The following is a 25,657-nucleotide window of genomic DNA, read 5'->3' on the forward strand; positions in this document are numbered from 1 at the left end:
CTCCGCGCGGCTTTGCCATCTCTTTACAACGCGTTCCGGCGGCGCCTCGTCTCTCCGTTCGATCCGTCACCCGGCCCGGCCGTTCGGCGGCCGTACGGCGGACCCGAAGCAGCAGACGAAAGAGAGCGATCCGATGCGCCGAACCATCCTCAGTGCCCTGGCCCTCGCGTGCACCGCCGTCCTGGCGGCCGGCGCGCCCGCGTCCGCCGACACACCCGCCCCCTCCCGGCCCGAGACCGCGAGGACCGCCCCCGCCGATCCGGCGACCCGGCCGGCCCCGGCCGAGTCGGAGCCCGCGAAGGAGGACACCCGCCGGCCCGCCGAGGAGTCGGCCCCGGCCCCGCGCCCCGAACCGACCCGGGCGCCCGAGCGCGACCAGGTCGGGGTGGTCCCGGACGGCGCGCCGAACACCGGTGTGCCGGCGGCGTCCGGAACCACCGGCAGTGAGTCCGCGCTGGTCGGCGGGGGTGCGGCGGCGCTCCTCGCGGGCGGCGCGGCAGCCTTCGTCGTGCGGCGCCGACGGGCGACCGGGGCGTGACACCGCTCTCCAGGCGCGCGTTCACCCGGCGCGCGTTCGCCACCACGGCGGGGGTCGCACTGCTCGCGGGCTGCTCGGGCCAGGAAGCGCTCCGCATCTCGGGGGCGGACGGCGACGGCGGCAGCGCCGGCCCGGCCGCCGGCGGCACGGGACGCCCGAACGGCGCGGGCGCCTCCGCGAGCACCGGGAAGCCGCGGCGGAACGGGCGACCGGCCCCGGTCCGGCTGCGGATCCCCGCCATCGGCGTCGACACCCCGGTCGTGCCGCTGGGGCTCGCCCCGGACGGCACCGTGGAGGTGCCCCCGATCACGGCGGACGATCCGGCGGGCTGGTACCGGCACTCGCCGGCGCCGGGGGAGACCGGACCGTCGGTCATCCTCGGCCATGTCACGGTCGGGTCCCACGGTGACGGGGTCTTCCGTCACCTCGCGCGGCTGCGCGGGGGCGACCGCATCGTGGCGCGCCTGGAGGGGGGAGGAGAGGCGGAGTTCGCCGTCGGCGCCGTACGGACCGTCGCGAAGGACGACTTTCCCACCGAGGAGGTCTACGGGAACGTGGACCGCCCGGAGTTGCGCCTGATCACCTGCGGTGGTCCACGCGCGGGGGGCGAGTACCGCGACAACGTGATCGTCTTCGCGGGGCCGGTCTCCCCGGCCCGCCGCTGAGCCACGACCCCGCTGAGCCACCGTCCCGCAGAGCCACCACCCCGCAGAACTCCGCACCGTCCCGCCGGGGCACGCGCCACCCGCGTGCCCCGGCGGGCACGACGCCGGGCCCCGGAACGCGACCCGGCGTCCCGGCGTCCTCCCCCGCGGGCGCCCACCGGCCGCCACCGGCCCCACCCACCCTGGAGTGCGTTGAAACGGTCCCGTGAGAGGGCGGCCTCCGAGCTGTTCGCCGCCCTCTACCCGCGTCTGGCCGGCTGGTGCCGCCGTCTCGTGGACGACGACGAGACGGCGCACGAGGTGGCCTCCGAGGCGTTCACCCGGCTCTGGGCCCGCTGGACATCCGTCGACGAGCCCCGTGGCTTCCTCTATGTGACCGCGGCCAACCTCGTCCGCGACCACTGGCGCAAAATGGAGCGCGAACGCCGAGCCATGCACCGTGTCACCTCGGAGGCCGCCGTCCGTCCCCACGCCGAGCAGGCCGACCCGTCGGTGCGGCTGCTCGTGCAGTCGCTCCCGGAACGGCTCCGGGTCCCGATCCTGCTCCACTACTACGCCGACATGCCGATCCGGGAGGTGTCCGAACTGACCGGACGGAAGGAAGGGACCGTCAAGGCCGATCTCCACGCGGCCCGCGAACTGCTCCGCGTCCATCTGAGGAGAAGCCTTGACCACTCGGTTTGACGACGAACGGGAGTTCGGCGCCGACGACCCCCTGGCGGTGCTCCTGCGGCCCCCCGCCGACCCGCTCACCCCGCCCCCGGGCCACTTCGAGACCGTCCGCCGCTCCGCCTCCCGCCGCCGGCTGCTGCGCACCGCCGCCGTGACCGCGGTGACCTGTGCCGTCGGCCTGCTCGCCGTGGTGCCCGTGCGGCTGATGACGCCGGAGGCGCCCACCGTTCCCGCACCGCCGATGGCGCCGCCGCCCGCGAGTTCGCGGCCGGCACCCCCCTCCCCGGAGGAGTCCGGCCCGGAGAGGCCCGAGCCGGAGAGGCCCGAGCCGGAGAAGTCCGGGAGCCCGGACACGCAGCCGAGCGCGCCCCGCTCCGGCGACCGGACCGACGAACGCCCTGGGCCTTCCACGCCGGATGACCGCCTCCCGCCGCGCGGCCCGTTGCCGTCGGCCACCTCCCCCTCGGAGCCGGACGCGAGGGCGTCCGACCCGAGGACGGACCTGGAGGCGGACCCGCGGAGGGATCCGCGCGCGTCCGATGCGCCGGGGACCACGGCCTCACCGGCCGCGTTCCACGAGGAGTAGGCGCGCGGCCCGGGCCCCGGGGATTCCCCGGATTCTCCGGCCCGCGCCCCGGATTCCCCCGGCTCCGCCCACCCGGGAAAAGGCAGGAAACCGGCCTGGGGCGGAATTCCCGCCCGCCTACCAGGAAAGAACCGGTACCGCATCTTCTGCGGGACCTTCCGGGGCCGCCTAGCATCGACGGAGAGGGCGGAATTCCTGCCGCCGGGGCCGGGCAGCGGCCGTCGCCGCCCGAATTCGCCGGGGCGCGCGTCGGCGGACGGCGGTGTCACCCGTGGTACGCCGGCCGTTCCCGCCCGCCCGGTCCTCCCGTCTCTGCCAAGTGCTGAGGAGCGATTCATGGGTTTCGTGACGACTCGCGACGGAGCGGAAATCTTCTTCAAGGACTGGGGGGACGGCCCGCCGGTGGTCTTCAGCCACGGCTGGCCGCTCAACGCGGATGTGTGGGACGACCAGCTCAACGTGGTGGCCGGACACGGTTACCGCGGCATCGCCCACGACCGCCGGGGTCACGGCCGGTCCACCCAGACCTGGCGCGGGAACGACTACGACACCTGGGCCGACGACCTGGCGCAGCTCATCGACACCCTCGGCCTCGACGACGTGACCCTCGTCGCCCACTCCATGGGTGGCGGCGAAATCGCCCGCTACATCGGCCGCCACGGCACCGCCCGCATTCGCAAGGCCGTCCTGCTGTCCGCCGTGCCACCGCTGATGATCAAGACGGACGGCAATCCGGAAGGCACCCCGATGGAGGTCTTCGACTCCATCCGCGAGGGCCTGCTGAAGGAACGCTCACAATTCTGGCTGGATCTCGCGGACTCCTTCTTCGGCGGCAACCGGCCCGGGAACAAGGTCACACAGGGAAACAAGGACGCCTTCTGGCTGATGGCGATGGAGCAGAGCCTCAAGGCCGGTTTCGACTGCGTGAAGCAGTTCTCGGAGACGGACTTCACCGAGGATCTCCGCCGCTTCGACATCCCCACGCTGATCGTCCACGGTGACGACGACCAGATCGTGCCCATCGACGCCGCGGCGAAGAAGTCCGCGCAGATCATTCCGGACGCCACCCTGAAGATCTACCCGGGTGCCGCGCACGGACTGGCGAGCGTCCCCGGCACCAAGGAGCAGTTCAACCAGGACCTGCTCGACTTCCTCAAGAGCTGACACCCAGGTCCGTCCACGCGACCGCGCACCGCCCTGCCCGCGACCCCGTCGCCGGGCACGGCCCGCCGCCGTGAACGCCTCCGTGAGCCGGCGCGGCGCCGGTGGACCGGTCGGGTGGGGACCGGGTTCGTGGCGGAGCGGGACGGCGGCCGGCAGGCGGGCTCCAGGACCGGCGCGGCCGGGACGGGTCCGGGGCCCGAGGTCGGGCTGAGGTCAGGCCGAGGTCGGGCCGGGAGCTTGCTCAACTCACCAGATGCGGCGGTCGGCGCGCATCCCGACCTCGACCGGCAACGGGAGGTGGCCGCCGGGTTGCACGTTCGTGGAGTCGATCGGCGAGCCCGGCCCGTCGCGTTCCGCGAGTGAGGCCCGCATCACGGTCAGGCCCGAAGGAGGCGCGGGATGTGGCCGATCAGCCGAGCCATGTGACGCGGGTGATCACAACAAGTTCGAGCCGCTCCAGGGCCATGAACATGAAGAAGCCCCGTCCGCCGAAGATGTCCTGTGTCCGCAGGCCTCCGCCGTGCGGGTTTCAGCGCCCGATGCCGACCGCGTCGCGGCCCAGGACCGTCAGTTGCTCGGCCAAGCGCTCCACCTCAGCCATGACTTCGTGTGGCAGGCCGCCTACGACGTGCTCGGCATCGAGGTCGTGGTCCCAGGTCCAGTTGTCGCTCACGCGGAGATCTCGCGCTGCGCCACGTCTGTGATCTGTCGCATCTCGGCGAGTGCGGAATGCAGGGCCTCGCGGTCCGTTGCTTCTTCCGCTACGGCTTCCAGTTCACGCAGTCGGGCCGCTCGCGCGGGGTGGCGCTCGTTGGCGACGAATTCTCCCCACCACAGCAGGAAGGTACGCAGTGGAGCGATGGTGCTCTGGGTGACGGCTTGTTCAACCGCGCGGTCGAGGTGCTCGACGAAGGAAGGCAACTGGGTGGGGGCGACCTGGGTGACCGCTGCGCGGAGCGCTGCCGCTGTGAGAGCAGGCATGGGGATCAGGGGCCCGCCGGGGGCAGAGGGCTGCCCGGTCATCGGATCGTCTCCTGGGCGCCGGTCTGCGTGATCATCGTGAGCCTGACCGTGGTTGCGGACGCCGGGCTGAGCCTACGACCGCGCCTCGGTGAACTCGTGACTCCTGGGGGTCGACACGCGCTCCCGCATGTGTCCCAGGACACGTGCGGGAGTGCGATCACTTTGCTCCTTGGCGTCGGTCATATGGGTGACACGTCGCAACGAGGAAGGCGCGCCATGACCGACACGTTCACCCCACCTGTCCCCATCCACCCCGTAGCCACCACTCAGCGATCCGCGGCGCGGTGGCTCACGGCCGGTGGTGTGGTGGCAGGCCCGCTGTTCCTCGCGGCCGGACTCGCCCAAGGCCTCACGCGCGACGGATTTCGCTTCACCCGGAACGCGATCAGCCAACTCGCTCTGGGCGGGGCCGGCTGGGTGCAGACGCTGAGCTTCGTGTTCACCGGAGCGCTGCTGGTCGCCGGCGCGGCCGGGTTGCGGCGAACTCTGCGCAGTGGTCCTGCCGGGATGTGGGCGCCGGCTCTGGTCGGCGTGTTCGGCCTCTCCTTCTGGGCCGCAGCTGCCTTCCCGGCCGACGCCGGTGCGGGCTTCCCCGCAGGTTCCCCGGACGCGACGGTGATGAGCGGGCACGGTGCGGTCCATATGGCCGCAGGAATGATCGGCTACCTGGCTCTGTGTGCGGCGTTCGTCGTTCTGGCTCGCCCGCTTGCCGCCCGGGGTCTTCAGGGCTGGGCCGTGGCGTCGCGGGTCGTACCTGTGGCTGTCCTCGCCGGGTTCATGGGCTCGGCCGCGTCGGTTCTTGCGTTCACCACCGGTGCCGGCCTCGGTCTGCTGTGGCTGAGCGCGGTGACGGCCCGTCTCGCCGACCAGGCCGGCCACTGGTCCGCCACCGTTCTCCCAGGCACCACCCACACCACCAAGATCATGACGATACGAAACGGGAGCATCCATGACTGACGCCGTGAAGGGGCCTGCCAGCTACTTCCCGTCCATCGAGAAGAAGTACGGCCGACCGATCGCCGAGTGGAAGGACCTCATCCGCTCGTCTCCGCTGGCCAAGCACATGGAGTTGGTCAACTGGCTCAAGTCCGAGTATGAACTCGGCCACGGCCATGCAAATGCCCTCGTCGCCCACACTCTCACCGAGGACAGCGCCAAGTGATCAGGTCGGGACGCCGAGACATGCTTCACCGCTCGGGTATCCCGGCAGGCCGAACAGAGGAAAGAGGAGCGCGGTGTCACCGCATGCCGTGATGCTCGCGATGCGGTCGCCGGAGACCTCGACGACCTGGAGCGCCCAGGGCTCGTAGCCGGCCCCGTCCGTACGGGGGCGGTACTGGCCGAACGCGGGAGAACCCTTCGCCACGGTCGGGATGAGCCGCGCTCCGCGGCAGCCGACGGCGGCCGGTCCGGTCAGCCACGCTCGATATCGGCCATCCCGCGCATCCACTTCGTGTAGGGCGGCAGGGCCAGGGTGGCGTCGACGTGGAGCAGCAAACCCAGCTCCTCCATGTCGTACAGGGAGAACACCGAGGCGTACCGCTCGGCCAGGACTTGCTCGGCGCCGCCGAGTGCCGGGAGGACCCGTTCCGGGCGTGCCCCCGAAATAGGGCAAGCGCAGGGCACGTCGTCCGGCAAGAGGTCTAGACAACAAAGAAGCCCCCGGTCACTGCCCTGGGGCCTTTTCATGGAGCGGGTGACGGGAATCGAACCCGCGCTCCGAGCTTGGGAATCGCCGGGCACTGAAGCAGCAGAACGGCCGCCTACCTGCTGAAACGATCCGATTTAGCGGCCGCGACACCACTCGTGGCTGACCGCGGTTCGCTCCCCCATCAGGCACGTATCGGGCATGCATCGGGCACGCGGGGCACCTTCGGTCCGCAACCTCCTGGTCGGGCGCGGCCATGCCGCAGGTCGCGGGCGCGGCGCGGTGCGGCGCGGCAGGAGGGAGGCACGGACGGTCGCGGACCGGCGGCGGCTTGCTCTATGTAATCGGAGGTATATATCGTTGATTGCATGACGGAGCGGTGGGAGATTGAAATCGAACCCGAGGTACGGGATTGGCTGGATCTGCTTCCGTTCCGCCTCTACCGACGAGTGGAGGACAAGACGGAACGTCTTCTGGACGAGCCGACAACGCTAGGTGAACCGTATTCGCGCCACCTGGGCGGCAAACTGCGTGAGCTGCGCTTCGAGCTGGACGGTGACGCCGTGCGCATCCCGTACTGGCTCGCCCCTGGGCAGCGCGTCGTTCTGCTGACCGTGTTCCGCAAAACGAAGATGCGTGAGGCAGCGGAAGTCGATCGTGCGCATCAGGCCCAGAAGGTCTGCGAGGCCGAGCACGGCCGGGCCGAGCACACCTACGATCGGCGCAAGGAGAGCTGATGAACCACAGCACATGGAGGACGCGCCGGGCCCGGCAGCTTGCGGGTGAGGTCGTGGAGTACGACCAGGAGTACGTCGACGCGCGGCTGGCCGGTGATCTCGGACAGGCGGTCTACGACCGCCGGATCGAGCTTGGACTGTCCCAGGCCGAACTGGCCGACCGGGCCGGAATGACGCAGCCGCAGGTATCCCGGATGGAGGGCGGCGACACCGTACCCACCCTCCCGCTGCTGCGACGCCTGGCCAAGGCCCTTGACGGCACCCTTAACGTGACCATCGAAGAGGGTGACTCCTGCGTCACCTTCACTCCGCACGCCGCCTGATCTCGAGCCCAGCCCGGCGCGCTGAGGACGGCGTCGTGAGGTTCCCCCTGTCCGGCCGACAGGGGGAACCTCACTTCGCCAATGAACACCCGGGCTGCGGCTCCGCTGTTTCGGGCGGTCATTCAGCTGTGTCGAGCTGCGTCGCGAGCTGATCCAGGGACGACTGCCAGCCTCCGGAGGCACCGTCAGCGATCGCGGGATCGGCCATGACGTGGGTGAACACCAGGAGGCAGCCGCCCCCTTCGTCGCGCAGCTCGAACCTGAGATGATCGTCGAACTCCCTCTCCTCACCGCCCGGGTCGTGCTCGTCGAAGGCGAACAGCCGCGGCGGGTCGAAGTCGGTGATGGTGGCCGAGTAGATCGTGCCCTCGCCGTCGTCGAAGGTCATGCGACCGTCGGTCCTGGGCTCCAGCCCCGTCACCCGAAACGGATACCACTGGCTCAGCTGCTGGGGATCGGTGACCGCAAGCCAGACCTTGTCGCGGCTGTGCTTCAGATGACGTTCGAACTGCAGGGCAGGCCGGCCGTCGAAGGTGCTGACATTGGTCGCGCTCATGACTTCACGGCTCCTCGGTTGACCGACGCGGCCGTTCCTCGGGGGCGTCGGGCATCGTTTCCAGGTGTCGTTCCAATGCGTCCAGGCGTTCGGTCCACAGTCGGCGATATGGCGCGAGCCAGGCGTCGAGATCGGCCAACGGCTCCGGGCGGAGCTCGTACCAGCGACGCTGCGCTTCCGGTCGGACCGTTACCAGCCCGGCCTCACGCAGCACCCGGAAATGCTTGGACACCCGCGGCTGACTCATCCCCAGTTCGTGGGCGACCTCCCCCACCAGTCGGGGGCGGCCGAGCAGCAGCCCGAGTATCCGTCGCCGTGTGGGGTCGGCCAGCACATCGAACGGCAGGGGCATACCTTGACCATGCTCCGTCAGTTATATAACGGCAACAGCATAAAACGGATTCGTCTCAGCTGGCCGCCGTGCGGGCTCCACCCCCCGCCCCCGAACACGATCGGGCGGACAGGCCCTAGTGGCATACGACTGGCACGCGAGTGGCACGCGGTCCTGAATTGGTCTGGACCACAGAAAAAGCCCAGGTCGTTGACCTGGGCCTTTGTCGTGGAGCGGGTGACGAGAATCGAACTCGCGCTCTGAGCTTGGGAATCACCGTCTCAACGGTGCGGCAAAGCCTCTGACCTGCGGTTATGTGCTTGTATGCTCGGTGCGGCGCGGTCTGGTATCGCCGTCGTTGACCGTGGCTGACCACCCTATCTGGTGCGCTTCTGGTGCGGCCAAGACTGACGGCGCGCCGCCCCGACTACGTGTCTGGCCGGTGTATGTACAGCGCCGTTCACCTGCGTTCATGGGCGGCTGGTCCGCCAACGGCTCCGAATTCAGTCCATTCTGATCTTCCGTGAACGGCATTGAATGAGAAGGAAAATGAGACGGCCTGCTCTAGAATCGTTAGCATCATCGCGTTCAGGAGCACCTGAATATTTGCCTTTCGGAGGTCGCTACAGATCGTCGCCGATGCGCGATCTCTAGGTAGATGCCGAGTGCAGGTCGACGCAATACCAGGGCGGTAGACGAGCAGGAGAAGACCGAAAGTGAGAAATTCTCAACGGCGAGACCGCGTTCGTATGGCCCGGCAACAACCACGCCCCTATTCCGTAAAGAGTCCGAGAAAAAGACAGTCTGAGGTGAGACGGTGGCGTCGTATTGCATGGGCGCACATCGGCGCCGTGGTGGGTGCCGTGGCGGCTATCGGTGGTCTTATCTTCACTGGTATCGCGACGTACTACAGCGCCTGGGTGGCTCAAGATCAGCTGGAGCAGTCCCGGGATGAGAGTGTGCAGAAGGCTCGCGACCAGGCATCTCGGGTCACATTCTGGGAGGAGAACTCTTTATACGGGAAGACCAGGGAGATTCATCTCGTGAACCGCTCACCGGACCCCGTCTCTCTCATTCAGGTGGTTATTCGTGTAAGCGGTCCGGTCGAGGATAATCGACTGCTTCTGGCTGACAGGAATCTCCCTCCGTGTACGGAAATTGCGTTCAATGCGGCCGATTTGATCATCTCGCCCACCGCCAAAGATAATTCATTCCTGGGCGACGCAACCTGGAGGATTGAGAGTCTCACCTTTACCGACCGCAATGGGCGTGTTTGGGTTCGTTCCCCAATCTTTCTTTCCCGCAAGGATCAAGTGCAGGGTTTTAATGATCGAGTCACTGGATCTGCTCTACCCAGCAAACCGGCTGAGGTGAAAAAGGTTTCCCTCTGCGGGCAGGGCGTGTAGAACTGCTGGGCGTTTCTGCCACCTTTGTCGACAAAGCGCCTCAGCAGAGTCGTGCGCGTCTCTGAGTTGCCTTAATTTGTCAAGTGGGAGGCATGCTAGGCGCTGCACACGGATTTTTTACGTCTGACGTAGACGAGTAAGTTCACGCCTGGACTGTGAACCTGTGTAGGCTACAATCCGTTGTCGACCGTAATGCGGTCGGCGGGGAGTGGCGAATGGGAGGGATCGTGACGTCATCTGCGTATTTGGGATGGTCAGGCGCGAGAAAAAGAAGAATAGATGAATTATTTTCAGTTCACGCAAGCGTTGGGGGCACTGGGCCGGGTAGAAGATGGCAGACAAGTCAGCTTAACTGGTCGATAACGCTGCGTCTGGCTGGAGAATTTCAGGGATTTGCGAGAGATTTGCACGATGAAGCTTCCGACGCGCTATGTGATCCCATCTCCAAAACCGATCCTGGCTTGTCTGTAGTACTCAGGAGTGGTTTGTCGCGGGCGCGTAAATTGGATAAGGGGAACGCTCAACCCGCGGCGCTTGGCAACGATTTCTCCTACCTAGGGTTGTCGCTGTGGCCGGCGCTCAAGAGAGCTAACATTAAGGCCGCTAAGTGGAATGATGATCTTGAGTCGCTAAACATAGCCCGTAACGCAATCGCTCACGATGATCAAGATGAATTTCTGAAGCTTCAGCAGCGCAATATTTACCCGATTACTTTGACTGTAATTAAGCGGTGGTCTCGCGCTTTGGATGGCCTGGCTGTGGCGATGGACGCTGTGGTGGGAGACTATCTGGCCGGGTTTCTTGGTGGTCAGCGACCGTGGTGAGGAGAATCATGGATGTTCCGGAGCCTGGCGCCGAAGTGCAGGTGCCATGGGGGCTTGACATGTTGCTAGGGACTGTTCAGCGAACCTATGACACTGGGCGAGGGCCGCAAGCGGTCGTTCGTGTTCACGTTCCCGGTGTGAGTGGTTCCAGCGTTGACGATGTAACTGTGACACTACCCGTTAGTGCTCTGGAGCCGGTTCCGGAATCTGGTGGACCAGAAGAGGCTGCTGGATCATGGGTGAGTGGTCTTGCTTACGAGCGTCAAGTATTTCCGCAGCTAGAGGCCGTTCTGTTGGATATTGATCCCACGGGGGAAACGCGTGTAGCCATTGAGGGGTTGGAGCCAGGTCATGATTTCTACGTATATCGGATGCTACCTAATTCTCCGACGTTCAACATCCTTTGCCTTGGGGTAATTAAGTACACGCAAAAAAAATCCTTCCCGATTAGTCGCGTGCAGGAAGAACTGCGAAAATTTCGCGGAATGGTCGAGCCCGTGCTTCTTGTCGCTAACGCGGATGTGGCGCCGCAAGGCAAGAAAATCATGGAATCTAGCGACCTCAAGGTAGTTTGGCAGAAATGGCGCAACGAAAGCGACAACTTGGAGCTTAAGGAAACGCTGGCCAGTCTCCTTCGTTGATATTCTGTTCTTCGTGGCTCAAGTTATCCGCTCTGCGGCCCAAATGGTGCATTCTGCGCCTAGGGGTCACGGAAGGATCAATCGGAGTCGCCTTATTCTTTTGATTATCGCGTCATGCGCGCGTCGCTCACGCTTTTCAGAATTAGAGGGGGGATCTATTGCTGTGGACTCCCGCCGCCTCGGCCCACCACTCATCCCCTGCTCCCATCCCGTCTGCCGTCGACCCACACACCGTGGAGCGGGCGCGGCCCCGGGCGTCCAGGTGGAGCGCGCCACTGTACGAAGGACCTGGACGCCCGGGGCCGCGTCTGCTCGGCTCTGCCTGGGTCGACGGCAGACGGGATGGGAGCCCTCCACGCACGCCACCAACTCCCCGGCACTCGCGTACGGCGCCCCGTCTATCCCGGAGCCTGAGCGCCCCCGCCGGAGGCATCCGTCTCTGAGGTCTGGCGGCTGATCGCTGCGAGCGCGGGCCGGGCGCCGGCCGGGGTGGAGCGGGGCGGAGACAGGAGCGCAGGCCCGGCCGGGGGTCGGGCCGCGTGCGGTGAGCGGAGCGAGCCGCCTTGAACCCGTAGAGAAGGTTGTAACTCACCCGTGCAGGGTGGGCCGGAACTGCTCCGCGCAGGTAGGGATGTTGGTGTCTTGGCGGTGTGCGAGCGGGAGCATGAGTACGGGGCGGGCTGTCCAGGTGATCTGTATGCCGTTGCAGTGGACGGACAGGGCGCAGGGTTCGGCGTCGAGCAGGGCTCTGGTGGTGGTCGTGCGGCCCTCGGTGAGCCAGTTCCAGGCGGCTGCGGACTCGAGTGGTTCCAGGGCTGACGCGACGGTCCGCAAGGCCACCGCTATCCAGCGGACGGCCTGCGGGGCTGAGGTGGCGTCGAAGGCGGCCAGGAGTAGGGGCTGACCGCTGGGGTGTTCGGCGCTGGTCGTCCAGCATTCGCACCAGTAGGCGGCACGGGTGGTCGCCTTCACCGGAGGACCCCGGACGGGTAGGCCGCCAGGACGTAACGGGTGTCCTCGTCGGTGAGGTTGAGTCGGTGGTCCGGGAACTCTCGGGTGGTCGGGGGTAAGGCGCCCGTCAGAGTCGTGGTCAGCACAGGGCTTCTCCTCGGCGGTCTTCTCCGTGGCGGCCTGGGTGGCGTGGGCTGGTGAAGAGTTCCGCCGTGACGGTGCGGCCCTCGTGGGTGTCGTGGATGACGAGGCGGTGGGCGAGTGCGGTGACCATGGCCAGTCCGCGGCCGTGTACGGCGTCGTCTCCGGGGTGGCCGGCCTTCGGGGTGGAGGTGGTGGAACCGGCGTCGGTGACGGAGAGCGCGAGGACCTGCGGCGAGAGGGCAAGGGCCAGGTGGAAGCTGCCGCAGGGGTGGCCGCTGGCGGTGTGGAGGACGGCGTTCGAGCTGAGTTCGCTGACGATCAGCTCGGCGTCGTCGGCGCACGGGTTGCCCCGGAGGATGTCGCGTGTCCAGCGGCGGGCCCGGCTGACCTCTTCGGGAAATCCTGGGCAAGTCAGTCCCCAGACTCTCGGACTGCTCGTATACTCGTGCATACAAGTTCCTTCGTGCTGGTAGGCCGCCGGTGGGGCGGGCTTCGGCTAGACGAGTTCCACGCCGTCGTGGGCGCGTACGGCCGGCGGGGCTGTCGCGTCCATCGCGTCCAGGACGCGAATCGCGTATGCCTCGTCGGACAGGTCGGAGACTTCCTCACGGGTTGCCCAGCGCAGTGCGCGGGTTTCGTCACCGGTGGTGGGCACGCCGTCGGCGGCCCGGCAGCGGAACACGAGGGAGACGATCAGGCCCGTCATGTTCTTGTAGACGCCGGTCAGGGTCGCGGGAAGCTCGATCTTGATGCCGGTCTCTTCGAGGACTTCGCGCTGGAGGGCCTCGGGGACGGTCTCCTCCGGTTCGAGGATGCCGCCCGGCGGTTCCCAGTGGCCGTTGTCGCGCCGCTTGATCATCAGGGCCCGGCCCTGGTCGTCAATGATCACTCCGGCGACGCTCACGGAGTGCGGGCGATCAGCAGTCACGTTCCTCGGCCCTTTCCGGCTGACTAGGCTCTCAACCGTAGCAACAGAACTCGGCCACTCGTCTAGATACCTAAAGGAGTACCTGTGAGTCCTCTTTCCACCGGCGTCCTCGGCGCCCTCGACCCGACCAGCGACCGCGCGGTCTTCCGCCAAATCGCTGATCAACTGCGTGAGGCCATCGACAAGGGGCGTTTCCGGGAGGGCGAGAAGCTGCCGTCGGAGGCCGAGTTGGTCGAGCACTACGGCGTCTCCCGTATGACCGTTCGCAACTCTTTCTCAATCCTCCAGGGTGAGGGCCTGGTCCACTCCGAGCACGGGCGGGGCGTCTTCGTCCGGCCGCGTCCGCCCGTCCGCCGCCTGGCCTCCGACCGGTTCGCCCGGCGTCATCGGGAGCAGGGGAAGTCCGCGTTCCTCGTGGAGGCGGACACCGTGGGCAGCCATCCGGAGGTGGACAGCCTCCAGGTCAAGGAGGAGCGGGCGACCCCGGACGTCTCCGCCCGGCTTGGCTCGGTGCGGCGGGTGCTCGTGCGGCGCCGCCGGTATCTGCTCGACGGCCGGCCGGTGGAGTTCGCCACCTCGTATCTGCCGCTCGACATCGCGCGGGACACCCCGATCGCCCAGCCCAACCCGGGTCCCGGTGGGATCTACCGGCGGCTTGAGGAGCTGGGGCACCGCCTCGACCACTTCGAGGAGGAGATCAAGGCCCGGATGCCCTCGCCCGACGAGGTGGCCACGCTGCGGCTGGCGGCCGGAGTGCCGGTGATCCACCTCATCCGCACCGCCTACGACACCGAGGGGCGCGCGGTGGAGGTCTGCGACACCGTCATGGCAGCGGACGCGTACGTCCTCTCCTACCGTCTTCCGGCCACCTGACGGACGGTGCGCGAGGCCAACTCCCCGGACTCGTACACCCGGTGACGATTACTCGTATAGACGAGTGGGCAAGTTCCATGCCAAGATGTTCCTGCCCCGGCTGGTCCGGGGTGAGTCACCGTGCATCTTGTCTAGACGAGTAGATAGGGGAAGTTCCGTGCGTACCATCCGAGTGGAGACCTCCGGCGCGACGATCCTGCTGACCGAGGCCCCGGAGACCAAGGTCCGGGACCGGAACACGGGCGAGGTCGCCAAGGACGCCAGGACCGGTGAGACGCTGATGACCGTCGGCGTCGTGCACATCGAGGACGGCGAATCCTCGCTGGTCAAGGTGACGGTTCCGGAGAGCGGCATCGCGGAGGGGCTGGTCCTCGGGGCGCCGGTCTCGCTGCCGGGGCTGGTGGGCCGTCCGTGGGACAACGTCTTCAACGGCCAGCAGCGGTTCGGGATCGCCTTCCGCGCCACGGCCGTCGTCCCGGGCACGCTCCCGGCGGCGGGGGAGTCGGCCTGATGGCGGACCTCTCGACGCTCCTGGAAGTGGGTGGCCCCCTCGCCGCACTCGGTGGCGGGGCCGCCTACGCCCGGGCCCGGCACCCGGCCGTGTACTGGTCGGCGGTCGGCCTGCCGGTGTCCACGGCGCGGCTGCTGACCTCCTACGCCTCGGTCATGGAGGCGTGCGGGCTGACGGTCCCGCCGTCCCGGCTCCGGGTCCTGGCGGTCCGGGCCACCACTCGCCGGGAGGTCAGGCCCGTCCCGCCCCGCCGGGGTCTGCTCCGGCCGACCTCGACCGGGCTGCGGCTCCGGCTGCGGCTCGCCCCGGGTCAGGAACCGGCGGACGTGGCGGCCTCGGCGGAACGGCTCCGCCACGCCTGGGGCGTGCACTCCGTGTACGTCACCACCGTCCGGCCCGGGGTGGTCGAACTGCGGCTCGTCGGCTTCGACGTGTTGCGGCAGGTCCGGATGCCCGGCCGGGCCGGGGGCCGTCTCCTGTCGGCGCCGGTCGCGCTGCGGGAGGACGCCACGGCCTTCGTCCGCGACTACCGCGCCGTGCCGCATGAACTCGTCCTCGGCGCCACCCTGTCGGGGAAGTCCATGTACCTGCGGCACTTGGTCACCGGGCTCGCCCGGCAACCGGTCGCGCTGGTGGGGATCGACTGCAAGCGGGGCGTGGAGCTGGCCCCCTTCGCGCCCCGGCTCTCGGCCCTGGCCACCGACCCCGGGCAGGCGGCCGAGCTGCTGCCCGCCCTCATACGGCTGATGGAGGAGCGATACGACCTGATCAAGAAGCGGCAGGGCCTCGCCCCGGACACCCCGGCGGAGGACATCACCTCGGACGTGTGGGGGCTGCCGGAGGACGAACGGCCGGTGCCGGTCGTGCTGTTCGTGGACGAGGTGGCCGAGCTGTTCCTCGTCGCCACGCGGAAGGACGAGGAGCGGCGGGACGAGATGGTCACGCAGTTGATCCGCCTCGCCCAGCTCGGCCGCGCCGCCGGGATCCACCTGGAGGTGTGCGGGCAGCGCTTCGGCGCCGAGCTGGGCAAGGGCGCGACCATGCTCCGCGCTCAGCTCTCCGGCCGCGTCTGCCACCGGGTGAACGACGAGGCGTCGGCCAAGATGGCGCTCGGGGACATCGCCCCGGAAGCGGTCTCGGCGGCCTGCGCCATCGCGCCGGAGCGGCCCGGGCTGGCCGTGGCCGGGGACACCTCCGGCGGCTGGTCCCGCATCCGCACCCCGTATCTCTCGCTCGGTGATGCCGCCCGGATCTGCCGGGAGTCGGCCGACCTGGCGCCCCACCTGCCCGGGCTCGAACGCTTCCGGCCCGCCGTCCCCGTCCCGTCGGCTCCCTGGGCGTCGGCCCCGGCCGTCAAGCCCCGGCCGGCGACCGGCTGACCGGCCCTTCCCCTCCTCGGTCGGCGCGACCGCCTCGCGCCAAGTCCCTACCCCTGCCATGCCGGAAACCGGATGAGAGGACGTGAACGCAGATGTCCGAACGACCCACCGCGCGGGAGATCGCCGCCTTCCTGACCGACCTGCGGGCCAGCCGCCGCACCGACAACACCGAGTCGGCCGAGCTGCTGGCCCGGAAGGCGGATCTCCTGGAGCGGATCGCAGCCAGCATGCCCGGCGACATCGAGGCGGCCGAGGTCGCCCGCATCGCCCGGGCCGCCGCCGACAAGGCCGCGGGGAGCTGACGTGATGCACCGCTCCCTCGCCCGTGTTGACGCCGTACTCGTCCAAGCCGTCATCGCCGCCGCGTTGTCCTTCGCGCACCTGCACGACCTCGCGGCGGCGGCCGGACAGGACGGGTGGAAGGCGTGGGCCTACCCGGTCTCCGTGGATCTGCTGCTCGTGGCCGCCTGGCGGCGGCTGCGGTCCGGGCGGGACCGGGCGGCCGGGTGGTGCTGGTTCGTCATCGCGCTCGCCGCCTCCCTCGGAGCGAACGTCGCCACGGCCGGGCTCCTCGACCTGGACGACGTCCCGGACTGGCTCCGCATCCTCGTCGCCGGATGGCCGGCCGTGGCCTTCCTCGGCGGAACGCTGCTGGCGCACTCGGGGCCTGCGGAGGAAGCGGCACCCGAACCGGCGGACGTGGTGGAGGCGGAGCGGGAGGACGTTGCCGAGCAGGTGACCGCCCCGCCGCCCCCGGCACCGGACGCGGCTCCGGCAGCCCCGCCCGAGCAGGAGCAGGAGCCCGACCCCGCGCCCGTGGCGGACCCCGTTCCGGAGCCGGAGCGCGCTCCGGACCCCGTACCGCCCGCCGTCCCCGTCCCCGCCGCCCTCGTCGAGCACGCCCGCAAGCTCGCCGCCGACCACCGCACCCGCACCGGAACCCCCATCGACGCCCCGACCCTCCGCGCCCGCCTCGGCGTCCCCGCGCCGATGGCCGAAGCCCTCACAGCCCGTCTCTGACCACCCACGAGAGGAGAACCACCATGCCCGCCAACCGCCGTTTCCGCTCCGTCACCCGCGTCGGCCCCGTCCAGGTCGGCACCGCCTACGACGGCCGGGGCCGCGAGAAGCACACCGCCGCGTGCACCGCGCCGCGCTGCGGCTTCTCCGCCGACTACGACAGCCGCGCCGCCGCAGAGCTGGCGGCCCGTACCCACCGCTGCCCCGTCCGCTGACCGCCGAAAGGGACCCGAACCCCCGTGACTGTCTCCCTGCCCCTCGTCCTGGTGCTCGGCCTCATCGCCTGGGGCGCGATCCGCTTCCTCGGCGTCCGGCTCTGGCTCGTCGTGTTGATCGCGCTGTTCGGCTTCTGGCTCTCGGACACCTTCCTGGCGCCCGCCATCGAGTCCGGCACGCGCTCCGGCGTGGACGTCATCAACGGCACACATGACTAGACGAGTAGATGTGAAAGGACTTCCGATGTTCCTGCCCCAGTACCCGGACAACCCCACTCCGCCGCCCGCCCACCGGCATGTACCGGCCGACCCGGCGCCCCTCGCGCGCCCGGCCGCCCCGGCGGTCTCCGTCACCACCGGCGCCGTCGTCGCGCTGATCACGGGCGGTGTGGTGCTGACGGCCCTGCTCGCCGCCGTCGCTGTCACGGCCGTGTCGGTGGCCGTCGCGGCCGTCGTCCTGCGCTCCCTGCTCCGCGACCACCACCGCCGCTGACGCGGCCGACTCCCGGGGCGGCCCTGATACCGCCAAGCATCCGCCGCCCCGGGAGCACTGCCCCTCCTGACCGACGCCAGAAGGAGAGACCCATCATCCCCCGCACCACCCCGCCGCCGCTGGCCGAACTCGGCACCCTGGCGGCATACGGCACGCTGCCCGGTCTGCTGCGGCAGCTCTCGGGCCTCGGCGGCTGCACCCGGCCCATACGCCTCGACGGCCACCGCACCGAACACGAACTCGACACCCGCACCGGCGAGATCGGCGCCGTCCTGCGCCGCCTGGACTCCGCCGACCTGCCCGCCGGCCAGCTCCTCGTCCGCTGCAACAACCGCCGCGTGACGCGCTGCCCGTCCTGCGCGGAGGTCTACCGGCGCGACACCTTCCAACTGATCACCTCCGGCCTGCGCGGCGGCAAGGGCGTACCCGAGCGCGTGGCCGCGCACCCGCGCGTCTTCGCCACCTTCACCGCGCCCGGCTTCGGCCCCGTCCACAACCGCCCCACCGGCCCGGCCGGTTCCGTCCGCCGCTGCCGCTGCGGCGCGCTCCACGGCCAGGACGACGCGGTACTCGGCACCCCGCTGGACCCGGCGGCCTACGACTACGAGGCGGCCGTGCTGTGGAACGCGCACGCCGGGGCGCTGTGGCGGCGCTTCTCCATCTACCTGCGCCGGGAGGTCGCCAAGCGCGCGGGCCTGACACAGCGCACGCTGAAGGATCACGCGCGGGTGTCCTTCGCCAAGGTGGCCGAGTACCAGAAGCGCGGCGCCGTCCACTTCCATGCCGTGATCCGCCTCGACGGCCCCGGCGGCGGTGACACCCCGCCCCCGTCCTGGGCCACGGCCGAGCTGCTGACCGACGCCATCCGGGCCGCCGCCACTGCCGTCCGCGTGGACGGCCCCACCCTCGACGGCCGCCCGCACGTCTTCACCTTCGGCCGCCAGCTCGACGTCCGCACGATCCGCGGCGCCGACTTCGACGGCGGCCGGGAGCTGACCGAACGCGCGGTCGCCGCGTACATCGCCAAGTACGCCACCAAGGGCGCCGAGACTGCGACCGGGGCTCTGGACCGGCCGTTGAAGTTCGTCGCCGAGCTGGCCGGCCTCGACATCGGCGACCACGCCCGCCGCCTGATCCGCACCGCCTGGCGCCTGGGCGCCCGCAGGAAACTCGCCCATCTGCGGCTCCAGGCATGGGCCCACATGCTCGGCTTCCGGGGCCACTTCTCCACCAAGTCCCGCGCCTACTCCACCACCCTCGGCGCCCTCCGTGACGCCCGTGCCGCCTGGCGCCGCGCCCAAGCCGCAGCAGCAGCGGCCGACATGGCAGCAGGCGCCGCCGGGGCCGAGATCGAGCCGGAGACGACGTACGTCCTCGCGCACTGGGTCTTCGCCGGAACCGGCCTCTCCCGCGCCGAGGAATGGCTCTCCGCCTCCCTCGCCCCCGCGCCCGCCCCCGGTTCGGAAGGAGCACCGACCCATGACTGACCGCCTGCTGTCCGTGGCCGAGGTTGCCGAGTGGCTGGGCACCACCGAGCGCTTCCCCCGCCGCCTGGTGGCCGAACGGCGCGTGACCTTCGTCAAGGTCGGCCGTCACGTCCGGATACCCGAGTCGGCGTTGGCCGACTTCATCGACGCCAACACGGTCCGGCCGATGCAGCGCCGCCGTCCTCGCTACGGGAGGGCTGCCTGATGGGCAACAGCAAGGGGAGCCGCCGCCGCTTCGGGTCCGTCCGCCAGTACCGTTCCGGCCGGTGGACCGCCGGTTACCGGGCCCTCGACGGCCAGGAGTTCCGCTCTCCCGAGACGTTCGCGACCAAGCGGGACGCCGAGATCTGGCTCTCGCAGATTGAGGCCGACCTGAGCCGCGGGGACTGGCAGGACCCGGACGCGGGCGCGGTGAACTTCAAGGAATACGCGCTGCAATGGGTCGTTGAGCGCGGGCTGTCGGCCACCACGGAGGAGCTGTACCGGCGGCTTCTCCGGCTCCACATCCTGCCGGCCTTCGAGGGCCGGGACCTGGACGAGATCACCCCGCCCCGGGTCCGGAGCTGGCGGACGGAACGGCTGGCCACGACCGGTGCCGCAACGACCGTGGCCAAGGCATACCGGCTGCTCAAGGCCATCATGGAAACAGCGGTTGACGACGAACTCATCCGCCGGAACCCGTGCCGTATCAAGGGCGCGGGCAAGGAGTCGGCGGCCGAGCGGCGGATCGCCACCGTCGGCCAGGTGGACGCGCTCGCCAACGCCGTCGGACCGCGCTGGCGGCTGATGGTCTACCTCGGCGCCTACGGCCCGATGCGCCCGGAGGAACAGGCCGAGCTGCGGCGGAAGGATGCCGACCTGGACGCCCTGACCGTGACCGTTCGCATGGCGGCGCCCGAGCTGACCACCGGACGGCGGGCGGTGGGCGACACCAAGTCGGCGGCGGGCAGGCGCATCGTCGTGCTCCCGGCCTTCCTCCGCACCGAGCTGCGGCGCCATCTGGACTGGTACGCGGAGAAGGGCCCGGACGGGCTGCTGTTCGTGGGAGAGAAGGGCAAGCCGTTCCGGCGCTCGACGTTCGGCCGGAAGTGGCGCCGGGCGCGGGCCGCTGTCGGGCTGCCGGAGGGCTTCCGCTTCTATGACCTCCGGCACACCGGGCACACCCTCGCCACCCGCTCGGGGGCGACGCTCAAGGACACGATGGTCCGGGCCGGCCAGTCCTCGGAGCGGGCCGCGCTGATCTACCAGCACTCGGACCTCGGGCGACAGCAGGAGGTCGCCACGGGGCTGGACGAGCTGGTGCGCACCGAGCGCCGGAAGTCCGCCGGGAAGGCCGACGCGGGGCCTTCTGGTGCGGATCTGGTGCAAGACGCCTGGCGTGGTCTGGACCACAGATAAGGCCCAGGTCGCTGACCTGGGCCTTTGTCGTGGAGCGGGTGACGAGAATCGAACTCGCGCTCTGAGCTTGGGAAGCTCATGTTCTACCATTAAACTACACCCGCGCGTGCGGCCCCCGGAGGGGCTTCCGCGCCGCTAACTCTACCCCATCGAGGCCCCAGGCGTGTTCGCCGTGGGGCCTTTCCCGTGGTGCGGGCGGGTGTGGTGGGTGGGCGCGGTGGCGGAGGGTGGTCGCCTGACGGAAAGGTGTTCGAGGCGCGCCGTGAAAGAACTGAGGCGTGCGGGAGTTGAGGCGTACGGTGGGGCGGTGCGGGCGTCGCGGGAGGGGCCTGCGGTGGCGTCGGAACCATCCCCTAATGTGGCGTATGTCCGCCCGCGTCTTCTGGGGATTGGGGAAAAGGACTCGATGGAGCACACCGTCGTCCGCTGTGCCGAAGGGCACGTGTTCAGCACTGCTTCGTTCCCGATGCAGAACCTCGTCAGCGGCCGTCTGGGCCCTGGCCGCCTGCTGCGATGCCCGCGTTGCGCGCGGCTGCGCCATGCCGTCCCGGTCGGTGGCGGCAGGCGCTGACCCTTCGGCCGGCTGCCGTTCGCGGCAGCCGGCCGTCGCGGGGAAAACCCCGCGAGGGAGGGCCGGCCGGCCCGGTTCGGCCCAGGCCTGACCCCCGCCGGGCCGCCGTCCGCCGTCCCGCGGCGCCGCTCGCGGCGTCCGTCGCCCCGCAGGGCGTGCGGGCCGGGCCGGGGCGGTGGCCGGCGGGGCGTGAGCGGTCGCGTAACCTTCGGTCCGTGCTGCTCTCCGACAAGGACATCCGGACGGAAATCGACGCGGGACGGGTGCGGATCGACCCCTACGACCCCGCCATGATCCAGCCGTCGAGCGTCGACGTACGGCTGGACCGCTATTTCCGGGTGTTCGAGAACCACCGCTACCCCCACATCGACCCGGCCGTCGAGCAGCCCGATCTGACGCGGCTCGTCGAGCCCGAGGGTGACGAGGCGTTCATCCTGCATCCCGGCGAGTTCGTGCTCGCCTCGACCTACGAGGTCATCACGCTCCCCGAGGACCTCGCCTCCCGGCTGGAGGGGAAGTCCAGCCTCGGCCGGCTGGGGCTGCTCACCCACTCGACCGCGGGCTTCATCGACCCGGGCTTCTCCGGCCACGTCACGCTGGAGCTGTCCAACATGGCCACGCTGCCGATCAAGCTCTGGCCGGGCATGAAGATCGGGCAGCTCTGCATGTTCCGGCTGGCCTCGCCCGCCGAGCACCCCTACGGCTCCGAACGCTACGGCTCCCGTTACCAGGGGCAGCGGGGACCGACGCCCTCCCGGTCGTTCCTCAACTTCCACCGCACGAGCGTCTGAGCGGGAGAACGGGCCGCCCCCGGTGCTCCCGGGCGCCCGGCCACCGGCACCCCGCGCTCCCGGACCTCCGCGCCTCCAGGGGACGTCGGCGCGTGACGTGTCACTCGGACGAGTGAAGCGAGGCGCGGGCGTCGAGGGGAGCCCCCGCCTACGGTGACGGAACCGCGCCGGGCCCGCGCCGTCCACGGCCGCCGGGCCCGGCGACGGTTGGAGTCCGCCGGACCCGGAGCGCGGCGAGACCCCGCGCTCAGGCCCGGCGGAGGCGCCCGCAGCGCCTCGGCTCCCTCAGAAGGTTCCCAGCTTCAGCAGCGCCAGCAGGGCCGCGAGCTGGATCGCCGAGGCGCCGAGCGCCTTCGGCCAGGGCAGATCGTGCGACTTGCTCACCATCGAGGCCAGCAGCGCGCCCGCCGCCAGCCAGGTCAGCCAGCCGACGACCTGCACCACGGTGTTGTCACCGCTCATGAACATGGCCAGGACCAGCCGCGGTGCGTCGGTGATGGCCGTGATCAGCATGGAGAGGCCGACGGTCGGCTGCCAGGAGCCGTTGCCGCCGAGCTGCCGCGCGAGGGTGTGGGTGACGGCACCGAGGATCAGCCCGCTGATCACTATCGCCAGCCCGCCGCTGATCACCCACGGAATGCTGTTGGAGAGCGTCGCGCTCAGCACTTCCTCGCGGGCTTCCGCGAAACCGAAGACGGCGAGCATCCCGTAGACGAAGGTGACGAGCAGCGCCGGGCCCCACACGGGGTAGTCCCGCATCTGCCAGAACGTGGCGTTGGGGCGGAGGACGATGCCGCTCAGCAGCTGCTTCCAGTGCAGCCGCGGCCCCGCCGGCGGCGCCGGGTGACCGCCGTACGGGTCATGGCCGCCGTCCTGGCCGTAGCCGCCCGGCAGGTCGCCGACGGTGAACGCCTGGGTGTGGCCCGGGTTGTTGGCGTAGGGGTCGTGGCCGTGCGGGCGCCCGGGGCCGCCCTGGCCCTGTCCCTGGTGCGGGGCGTGACCGCCGAAGTACTCGGGGCCCTCGTCCTGGCCACCGTGACCGCTGTGCTGCCACTGCTGGTGCTGCCCTGCGTACGGAGGCGCGGGCGGCGCGCCGTACGGCTGACCGTACGGCGACTGCCCGGGTCGGTGCTGCGGGGCCTGCTGCTGTCCGTCGCGGGAGTCACGGCCGCGTCCCATCCTGAATCCAGCCACGATTCGAACGTACCTGGTATCGGGGGGCCGGATGCGCGCCCGGGCCGTGCCGGACGCTCATTGCTGCCGACCTGTGACATCCCCTAAGGGCCCCGGTGGGGAGAACCCCAGGCCGTGGGCGTGGCGCCGATCCGGGAGCGGAAGGGGGAGCCGTCGGCGAGGGCGGGCCCGGGCGAACAACTGTGATCCGGTGAAGGGGAGTTGCGCATGTTGTCGTGTCAGGGTGCTTTCGGGGGCCCGGAACGCGGGCCGGCGCGGTGTACGGGAGCACGGGGACGCCGGCCCGGGCCGGGTCTCCCGGGCACAAACCCCGCGCACCGGCCCGGCCACGGCTCCGGCGCGCCGGAGGCGGGAGCCGCGGAGCCGGACGTCACGGCGACGGGACGGCCGCGAGGGGCCGCCGGGGGAGGACGGCGCCTCCGAGGTGGCTGAGGGCCGGGTGTCAGTGGCGGCGGGCAGAATGCTGCGCACCGGACGACGGGAAGGTGCTTCCACGGGGGGATGCACCTTCCCGTCCAGGTGGGCCGGTGGAGACGATCAAAGCCGGTGAGCCGGTGAAGACGAACAGGGCCGGTGGCGCGGCGGGGAGCCGTGGGGGCCCGGTGGCGGCGCCGGCCGCCCGGGGCGGAGTCCCCGGCCGGCCCTCGTGGGACGACGGGACGGCCGCCCGCCGGATCGTGGCCGGCGCGCCGCCGGTCCCGGCCGCCCTGCTCTACTCGTCGATCGCCGCCCCGTAGCGCGCCGCGGCCGCCGGTGCCGACACGGAGCCCGCGCCGAAGGTCCATGAACCGGTGGTGGTCACGCCGGTGCTGCCGCTGTTGGGGAGCACCCACACCACGCCGTCGTTGGCGTTCTCCCCCGGCGCCGCCGCCAGCAGCAGGTGCCGCCCGTCGCCGTCGGGGTCGGCGAGCCGTACCTGGCCGCCGAAGAGGTCGGACTTCTCGGCCACGCCGGGGACGCCGGCGGTGTCCTGGTTGACGTCGCGGATGCCCGTGGTGGTCAGCCCGCCCGCCGAGCCGCGGAAGACCCAGACGGCGCCCGCGTCCACGACGGTGCCGATGTCCTCGCCTGGGGCGCCCACGGCCAGGTCGGCGTAGCCGTCGCCGTTCGTGTCGGCGAGGGAGAGGTCGGCGCCCCAGCGGTCGTCACGCTCCGCCGCGCCCGGCACGCCCGGGGAGTCCTGGGTCCACCACTGCGGCGGGGTCTCCGGGTCGGCGGCGCCGCCGGTGCCGGCCGGGCCGGCCGGGCTGCCCAGGTAGACGCCGACGGTCCCGCCGGTGACCGTGGTGCCGGCGTCGTCGGGGCTCTGCGGTTCGCCGGTGACGAGGTCGTCCCGCCCGTCTCCGTTGATGTCCCCCGAGGCGACGACGGGTCCACCGCGCAGCTCACGCCGGTAGGAGAGCCCGTCCGACCCGCCCGCGAAGTACATCGACCAGCCGTGGCCCGGCTCGGCGCCCGTGGAGACGCCCCCGACGACCAGGTCGGCCCAGCCGTCCCCGTCGTAGTCCCCGGTGGTGAGGGCGCGGGGGCGGATGTTCTGGGTGGACGCCGCGGAGAAGCGCGCCGCGCCCGTACCCGTGTCCGAAGCGCCGGACAGGGCGGGCGCACCGGCGGAATCTCCACGCGCCGGCAGGCGGAGCGCGTCGCTCCGGGGGATCGGCTCCCGGGGCGCGGCATCCGCCCTGCCGTCCGTCCCCGGGCCGTCCGTCCCCCCGCCGTCCTCCCTCCGCAGGGAGAACTCGCGCGCCGCCTCGAAGCCGAACAGCTGCACGCCGTCCCGGTCGGCGACGGCCAGCAGGTCGCCCGCGCCCTGGCCGGTGAAGCGGGCGGCGGCCAGCCCCAGGCCGAAGGTCTGGCCGGCGGTGGGTGCCGTGGACTCCAGCCAGACGGAGCCGCTGCCGCTGAGCCCGGTGCGCGAGCCCCACAGCACCACGGCGCCGCCGGCGTTGGAGATCGTGCCGATGTCCTCCTGCGGGATGCCGACGATCGCGTCGTCGTAGCCGTCGCCGTCGAGGTCGCCGGTGGCCACGGCCTGCCCGAAGGCGTCGCCGGGTTCGGTGGCGCCAGGGACGCCGGGGGAGTCCTGGTGGAGCACGGCGGCGCCGGAGGTGGTGAGTCCGCTCGCGGTGCCGTACTGCACCGTCACGTATCCGGCGCCCTTGCTGCCGTTCACCGTGCCCCCGGGGGCGCCGATGAGGAGGTCGTCCCGGCCGTCTCCGTTGAAATCGCAGTTGCGGTCCGCCGCGCGGACGCTGTCGCGCACGCCCGCCTGCGCCGCGGGCGCCGTCGCGAGCCCCGCAGTGGTGAGCAGGAGGATCGATGCCACCGCGAAGGCGGCCGGACGGTGGTTCTTCTGCACTGAGCGGCTCCTCGGCTCCTGGGTCGGACGGGGCCGCCGGTGCGGAGGAAGCGGGGGAGGGCCCCTGGCTCCCCGGTGCCCGTATGACGGCAGCCGGGGCGCAAGGGTTGTACGGGGGCGGCAGGCGCCGGGGTGCGCGCCGCCCGTGCAACGGTGGCGCCCGGCACGGGAGTTGCACCCGCCCGGCGTGCTTCCCGCCGCACCACGACGGCCGGTACCGGCGGCGGAA

The 25,657-nt window shown here is 70.4% G+C and carries 37 protein-coding genes and 1 tRNA gene; 25 read left to right on the top strand and 13 right to left on the bottom strand.

Features of this window, described 5'->3' with window-relative positions; translation table 11 throughout:
- Window positions 1-133 precede the first annotated feature (133 nt).
- The 5 genes from HCK00_RS01920 (at window position 134) to HCK00_RS01940 (ending at window position 3,625) form a co-directional block, all read left to right on the top strand.
- Window positions 134-538 carry a Tat pathway signal sequence domain protein gene (locus HCK00_RS01920; RefSeq protein ID WP_168099928.1) on the top strand — a complete coding sequence of 135 codons (405 nt, stop codon included), beginning with the start codon at window positions 134-136 and terminating at the stop codon, window positions 536-538.
- Window positions 535-1,203: a class F sortase gene (locus HCK00_RS01925; protein WP_168099929.1), complete on the top strand. Its 669-nt coding sequence runs from the start codon at window positions 535-537 to the stop codon at window positions 1,201-1,203. The genes HCK00_RS01920 and HCK00_RS01925 overlap by 4 nt, the downstream gene beginning before the upstream one ends.
- 192 nt (window positions 1,204-1,395) lie before the next feature.
- Entirely contained in the window at window positions 1,396-1,887 is a 492-nt protein-coding gene (locus HCK00_RS01930; RefSeq protein WP_168099930.1) for an RNA polymerase sigma factor, read from the top strand.
- Window positions 1,871-2,461: a hypothetical protein gene (locus HCK00_RS26745; protein WP_206319758.1), complete on the top strand. Its 591-nt coding sequence runs from the start codon at window positions 1,871-1,873 to the stop codon at window positions 2,459-2,461. The genes HCK00_RS01930 and HCK00_RS26745 overlap by 17 nt, the downstream gene beginning before the upstream one ends.
- Before the next feature lie 336 nt (window positions 2,462-2,797).
- Window positions 2,798-3,625 carry an alpha/beta fold hydrolase gene (locus HCK00_RS01940; RefSeq protein ID WP_168099931.1) on the top strand — a complete coding sequence of 276 codons (828 nt, stop codon included), beginning with the start codon at window positions 2,798-2,800 and terminating at the stop codon, window positions 3,623-3,625.
- A 529-nt stretch (window positions 3,626-4,154) separates the two neighbouring features.
- Here the strand turns inward: HCK00_RS01940 and HCK00_RS27175 are convergent.
- Complete coding sequence (locus HCK00_RS27175) at window positions 4,155-4,298, bottom strand: hypothetical protein (protein WP_240965147.1); 144 nt, start codon at window positions 4,296-4,298, stop codon at window positions 4,155-4,157.
- Window positions 4,295-4,606: a hypothetical protein gene (locus HCK00_RS01950; protein WP_375781895.1), complete on the bottom strand. Its 312-nt coding sequence runs from the start codon at window positions 4,604-4,606 to the stop codon at window positions 4,295-4,297. Before HCK00_RS01950 ends, HCK00_RS27175 begins: the two co-directional genes overlap by 4 nt.
- Window positions 4,607-4,864: 258 nt before the next feature.
- Between HCK00_RS01950 and HCK00_RS01955 the strand changes: the two genes are divergently transcribed.
- Together HCK00_RS01955 and HCK00_RS01960 are read left to right on the top strand one after the other, a co-directional pair.
- Window positions 4,865-5,605, top strand: a complete 741-nt coding sequence (locus HCK00_RS01955) for a DUF998 domain-containing protein (RefSeq protein ID WP_240965148.1) — start codon at window positions 4,865-4,867, stop codon at window positions 5,603-5,605.
- The gene (locus HCK00_RS01960; protein ID WP_168099933.1) at window positions 5,598-5,810 is read left to right on the top strand and encodes a DUF4287 domain-containing protein; all 213 of its coding nucleotides are present in this window, start codon (window positions 5,598-5,600) and stop codon (window positions 5,808-5,810) included. Before HCK00_RS01955 ends, HCK00_RS01960 begins: the two co-directional genes overlap by 8 nt.
- On the opposite strand, the gene HCK00_RS28605 is transcribed toward HCK00_RS01960, so the two are convergent.
- Both HCK00_RS28605 and HCK00_RS28610 read right to left on the bottom strand, forming a co-directional pair.
- A complete protein-coding gene (locus HCK00_RS28605; protein WP_240965149.1) occupies window positions 5,811-6,014 on the bottom strand; it encodes a hypothetical protein in 204 nt (67 codons plus the stop codon). It abuts the gene before it with no gap.
- Between the two features lie 47 nt (window positions 6,015-6,061).
- Window positions 6,062-6,274 (bottom strand): hypothetical protein, encoded by a 213-nt coding sequence (locus tag HCK00_RS28610; RefSeq protein WP_240965150.1) that lies wholly within the window; start codon window positions 6,272-6,274, stop codon window positions 6,062-6,064.
- A 390-nt stretch (window positions 6,275-6,664) separates the two neighbouring features.
- On the opposite strand from HCK00_RS28610, the gene HCK00_RS01970 reads away from it, so the two are divergent.
- Together HCK00_RS01970 and HCK00_RS01975 are read left to right on the top strand one after the other, a co-directional pair.
- On the top strand, window positions 6,665-7,033 hold the full coding sequence (locus HCK00_RS01970; RefSeq protein WP_168099934.1) for a type II toxin-antitoxin system RelE/ParE family toxin: 369 nt from the start codon (window positions 6,665-6,667) through the stop codon (window positions 7,031-7,033).
- On the top strand, window positions 7,033-7,356 hold the full coding sequence (locus HCK00_RS01975) for a helix-turn-helix domain-containing protein (protein ID WP_168099935.1): 324 nt from the start codon (window positions 7,033-7,035) through the stop codon (window positions 7,354-7,356). Before HCK00_RS01970 ends, HCK00_RS01975 begins: the two co-directional genes overlap by 1 nt.
- 118 nt (window positions 7,357-7,474) lie before the next feature.
- On the opposite strand, the gene HCK00_RS01980 is transcribed toward HCK00_RS01975, so the two are convergent.
- Together HCK00_RS01980 and HCK00_RS01985 are read right to left on the bottom strand one after the other, a co-directional pair.
- Entirely contained in the window at window positions 7,475-7,912 is a 438-nt protein-coding gene (locus HCK00_RS01980) for an SRPBCC family protein (protein WP_168099936.1), read from the bottom strand.
- Between the two features lie 4 nt (window positions 7,913-7,916).
- Complete coding sequence (locus tag HCK00_RS01985; RefSeq protein ID WP_168099937.1) at window positions 7,917-8,264, bottom strand: ArsR/SmtB family transcription factor; 348 nt, start codon at window positions 8,262-8,264, stop codon at window positions 7,917-7,919.
- A gap of 842 nt (window positions 8,265-9,106) precedes the next feature.
- On the opposite strand from HCK00_RS01985, the gene HCK00_RS01990 reads away from it, so the two are divergent.
- The 3 genes from HCK00_RS01990 to HCK00_RS02000 all read left to right on the top strand — a co-directional run bounded on the left by HCK00_RS01990 (window position 9,107) and on the right by HCK00_RS02000 (window position 11,114).
- Complete coding sequence (locus HCK00_RS01990) at window positions 9,107-9,649, top strand: hypothetical protein (RefSeq protein WP_168099938.1); 543 nt, start codon at window positions 9,107-9,109, stop codon at window positions 9,647-9,649.
- A 215-nt stretch (window positions 9,650-9,864) separates the two neighbouring features.
- Entirely contained in the window at window positions 9,865-10,473 is a 609-nt protein-coding gene (locus tag HCK00_RS01995; RefSeq protein WP_168099939.1) for a hypothetical protein, read from the top strand.
- Window positions 10,474-10,481: 8 nt separating this feature from the next.
- A complete protein-coding gene (locus HCK00_RS02000) occupies window positions 10,482-11,114 on the top strand; it encodes a hypothetical protein (protein WP_168099940.1) in 633 nt (210 codons plus the stop codon).
- A 588-nt stretch (window positions 11,115-11,702) separates the two neighbouring features.
- Here the strand turns inward: HCK00_RS02000 and HCK00_RS02005 are convergent.
- From HCK00_RS02005 to HCK00_RS27190, 4 genes are read right to left on the bottom strand one after another with little or no spacing between them, the layout of a single operon-like run.
- Window positions 11,703-12,086, bottom strand: a complete 384-nt coding sequence (locus tag HCK00_RS02005; RefSeq protein WP_168099941.1) for a hypothetical protein — start codon at window positions 12,084-12,086, stop codon at window positions 11,703-11,705.
- A complete protein-coding gene (locus HCK00_RS28095) occupies window positions 12,083-12,211 on the bottom strand; it encodes a hypothetical protein (protein ID WP_277348153.1) in 129 nt (42 codons plus the stop codon). Before HCK00_RS28095 ends, HCK00_RS02005 begins: the two co-directional genes overlap by 4 nt.
- Window positions 12,205-12,660, bottom strand: coding sequence for an ATP-binding protein (locus HCK00_RS02010; protein ID WP_168099942.1), 456 nt, complete (start codon window positions 12,658-12,660; stop codon window positions 12,205-12,207). Before HCK00_RS02010 ends, HCK00_RS28095 begins: the two co-directional genes overlap by 7 nt.
- 45 nt (window positions 12,661-12,705) lie before the next feature.
- Window positions 12,706-13,113 carry an NUDIX hydrolase gene (locus tag HCK00_RS27190; RefSeq protein WP_168100025.1) on the bottom strand — a complete coding sequence of 136 codons (408 nt, stop codon included), beginning with the start codon at window positions 13,111-13,113 and terminating at the stop codon, window positions 12,706-12,708.
- 108 nt (window positions 13,114-13,221) lie between these two features.
- Here HCK00_RS27190 and HCK00_RS02020 point away from each other — a divergent pair, with 108 nt between their 5' ends.
- From HCK00_RS02020 to HCK00_RS02070, 11 genes are all read left to right on the top strand, one after another.
- Entirely contained in the window at window positions 13,222-14,010 is a 789-nt protein-coding gene (locus HCK00_RS02020) for a GntR family transcriptional regulator (protein ID WP_168099943.1), read from the top strand.
- 157 nt (window positions 14,011-14,167) lie between these two features.
- Window positions 14,168-14,521 (top strand): SCO3933 family regulatory protein, encoded by a 354-nt coding sequence (locus HCK00_RS02025; protein WP_168099944.1) that lies wholly within the window; start codon window positions 14,168-14,170, stop codon window positions 14,519-14,521.
- Entirely contained in the window at window positions 14,521-15,900 is a 1,380-nt protein-coding gene (locus HCK00_RS02030) for an FtsK/SpoIIIE domain-containing protein (RefSeq protein ID WP_168099945.1), read from the top strand. Before HCK00_RS02025 ends, HCK00_RS02030 begins: the two co-directional genes overlap by 1 nt.
- Before the next feature lie 92 nt (window positions 15,901-15,992).
- Window positions 15,993-16,202, top strand: coding sequence for a hypothetical protein (locus HCK00_RS02035; RefSeq protein WP_168099946.1), 210 nt, complete (start codon window positions 15,993-15,995; stop codon window positions 16,200-16,202).
- Between the two features lie 4 nt (window positions 16,203-16,206).
- Window positions 16,207-16,920 carry a DUF2637 domain-containing protein gene (locus HCK00_RS02040; RefSeq protein WP_168100026.1) on the top strand — a complete coding sequence of 238 codons (714 nt, stop codon included), beginning with the start codon at window positions 16,207-16,209 and terminating at the stop codon, window positions 16,918-16,920.
- Window positions 16,921-16,943: 23 nt separating this feature from the next.
- A complete protein-coding gene (locus HCK00_RS02045) occupies window positions 16,944-17,135 on the top strand; it encodes a mobile element transfer protein (RefSeq protein WP_168099947.1) in 192 nt (63 codons plus the stop codon).
- A 24-nt stretch (window positions 17,136-17,159) separates the two neighbouring features.
- Complete coding sequence (locus HCK00_RS02050; RefSeq protein ID WP_168099948.1) at window positions 17,160-17,354, top strand: hypothetical protein; 195 nt, start codon at window positions 17,160-17,162, stop codon at window positions 17,352-17,354.
- A gap of 25 nt (window positions 17,355-17,379) precedes the next feature.
- A complete protein-coding gene (locus HCK00_RS02055; protein WP_168099949.1) occupies window positions 17,380-17,628 on the top strand; it encodes a SpdD protein in 249 nt (82 codons plus the stop codon).
- A 155-nt stretch (window positions 17,629-17,783) separates the two neighbouring features.
- Window positions 17,784-19,115 carry a replication initiator gene (locus HCK00_RS02060; protein ID WP_168100027.1) on the top strand — a complete coding sequence of 444 codons (1,332 nt, stop codon included), beginning with the start codon at window positions 17,784-17,786 and terminating at the stop codon, window positions 19,113-19,115.
- Window positions 19,108-19,320: an excisionase family DNA-binding protein gene (locus HCK00_RS02065; protein ID WP_168099950.1), complete on the top strand. Its 213-nt coding sequence runs from the start codon at window positions 19,108-19,110 to the stop codon at window positions 19,318-19,320. Before HCK00_RS02060 ends, HCK00_RS02065 begins: the two co-directional genes overlap by 8 nt.
- Window positions 19,320-20,513: a tyrosine-type recombinase/integrase gene (locus tag HCK00_RS02070; protein ID WP_168099951.1), complete on the top strand. Its 1,194-nt coding sequence runs from the start codon at window positions 19,320-19,322 to the stop codon at window positions 20,511-20,513. The genes HCK00_RS02065 and HCK00_RS02070 overlap by 1 nt, the downstream gene beginning before the upstream one ends.
- A 30-nt stretch (window positions 20,514-20,543) precedes the next feature.
- Here the strand turns inward: HCK00_RS02070 and HCK00_RS02075 are convergent.
- Window positions 20,544-20,617: transfer RNA gene (locus HCK00_RS02075), tRNA-Gly, on the bottom strand.
- A 682-nt stretch (window positions 20,618-21,299) separates the two neighbouring features.
- Here HCK00_RS02075 and dcd point away from each other — a divergent pair.
- Entirely contained in the window at window positions 21,300-21,875 is a 576-nt protein-coding gene (dcd, locus tag HCK00_RS02080; RefSeq protein WP_168099952.1) for a dCTP deaminase, read from the top strand.
- A 285-nt stretch (window positions 21,876-22,160) separates the two neighbouring features.
- Here the strand turns inward: dcd and HCK00_RS02085 are convergent, their stop codons facing one another.
- The gene (locus tag HCK00_RS02085; RefSeq protein ID WP_168099953.1) at window positions 22,161-23,069 is read right to left on the bottom strand and encodes a Yip1 family protein; all 909 of its coding nucleotides are present in this window, start codon (window positions 23,067-23,069) and stop codon (window positions 22,161-22,163) included.
- A gap of 527 nt (window positions 23,070-23,596) precedes the next feature.
- On the opposite strand from HCK00_RS02085, the gene HCK00_RS02090 reads away from it, so the two are divergent.
- Window positions 23,597-23,806 (top strand): hypothetical protein, encoded by a 210-nt coding sequence (locus HCK00_RS02090; RefSeq protein WP_168099954.1) that lies wholly within the window; start codon window positions 23,597-23,599, stop codon window positions 23,804-23,806.
- Here HCK00_RS02090 and HCK00_RS02095 read toward each other — a convergent pair.
- Window positions 23,782-25,428 carry an FG-GAP-like repeat-containing protein gene (locus HCK00_RS02095; RefSeq protein WP_168099955.1) on the bottom strand — a complete coding sequence of 549 codons (1,647 nt, stop codon included), beginning with the start codon at window positions 25,426-25,428 and terminating at the stop codon, window positions 23,782-23,784. The two genes, HCK00_RS02090 and HCK00_RS02095, sit on opposite strands and share 25 nt — an antisense overlap.
- Window positions 25,429-25,657 lie beyond the last annotated feature (229 nt).

Origin of the sequence: Streptomyces zingiberis, from assembly GCF_012034935.1 — a bacterium.
GTDB lineage: Bacteria > Actinomycetota > Actinomycetes > Streptomycetales > Streptomycetaceae > Streptomyces > Streptomyces zingiberis.

Bases quoted from the DNA above. Each gene is read 5' to 3' on its own strand.
- HCK00_RS01920 (WP_168099928.1), top strand. From the start codon at position 134: ATGCGCCGAACCATCCTCAGTGCCCTGGCCCTCGCGTGCACCGCCGTC.
- HCK00_RS01940 (WP_168099931.1), top strand. From the start codon at position 2,798: ATGGGTTTCGTGACGACTCGCGACGGAGCGGAAATCTTCTTCAAGGAC.
- HCK00_RS01950 (WP_375781895.1), bottom strand. From the start codon at position 4,606: ATGCCTGCTCTCACAGCGGCAGCGCTCCGCGCAGCGGTCACCCAGGTC.
- HCK00_RS01955 (WP_240965148.1), top strand. From the start codon at position 4,865: ATGACCGACACGTTCACCCCACCTGTCCCCATCCACCCCGTAGCCACC.
- HCK00_RS01960 (WP_168099933.1), top strand. From the start codon at position 5,598: ATGACTGACGCCGTGAAGGGGCCTGCCAGCTACTTCCCGTCCATCGAG.
- HCK00_RS01970 (WP_168099934.1), top strand. From the start codon at position 6,665: ATGACGGAGCGGTGGGAGATTGAAATCGAACCCGAGGTACGGGATTGG.
- HCK00_RS01975 (WP_168099935.1), top strand. From the start codon at position 7,033: ATGAACCACAGCACATGGAGGACGCGCCGGGCCCGGCAGCTTGCGGGT.
- HCK00_RS01980 (WP_168099936.1), bottom strand. From the start codon at position 7,912: ATGAGCGCGACCAATGTCAGCACCTTCGACGGCCGGCCTGCCCTGCAG.
- HCK00_RS01985 (WP_168099937.1), bottom strand. From the start codon at position 8,264: ATGCCCCTGCCGTTCGATGTGCTGGCCGACCCCACACGGCGACGGATA.
- HCK00_RS01995 (WP_168099939.1), top strand. From the start codon at position 9,865: ATGGGAGGGATCGTGACGTCATCTGCGTATTTGGGATGGTCAGGCGCG.
- HCK00_RS02000 (WP_168099940.1), top strand. From the start codon at position 10,482: ATGGATGTTCCGGAGCCTGGCGCCGAAGTGCAGGTGCCATGGGGGCTT.
- HCK00_RS02010 (WP_168099942.1), bottom strand. From the start codon at position 12,660: ATGCACGAGTATACGAGCAGTCCGAGAGTCTGGGGACTGACTTGCCCA.
- HCK00_RS02030 (WP_168099945.1), top strand. From the start codon at position 14,521: ATGGCGGACCTCTCGACGCTCCTGGAAGTGGGTGGCCCCCTCGCCGCA.
- HCK00_RS02035 (WP_168099946.1), top strand. From the start codon at position 15,993: ATGTCCGAACGACCCACCGCGCGGGAGATCGCCGCCTTCCTGACCGAC.
- HCK00_RS02040 (WP_168100026.1), top strand. From the start codon at position 16,207: ATGCACCGCTCCCTCGCCCGTGTTGACGCCGTACTCGTCCAAGCCGTC.
- HCK00_RS02045 (WP_168099947.1), top strand. From the start codon at position 16,944: ATGCCCGCCAACCGCCGTTTCCGCTCCGTCACCCGCGTCGGCCCCGTC.
- HCK00_RS02055 (WP_168099949.1), top strand. From the start codon at position 17,380: ATGTTCCTGCCCCAGTACCCGGACAACCCCACTCCGCCGCCCGCCCAC.
- HCK00_RS02065 (WP_168099950.1), top strand. From the start codon at position 19,108: ATGACTGACCGCCTGCTGTCCGTGGCCGAGGTTGCCGAGTGGCTGGGC.
- HCK00_RS02070 (WP_168099951.1), top strand. From the start codon at position 19,320: ATGGGCAACAGCAAGGGGAGCCGCCGCCGCTTCGGGTCCGTCCGCCAG.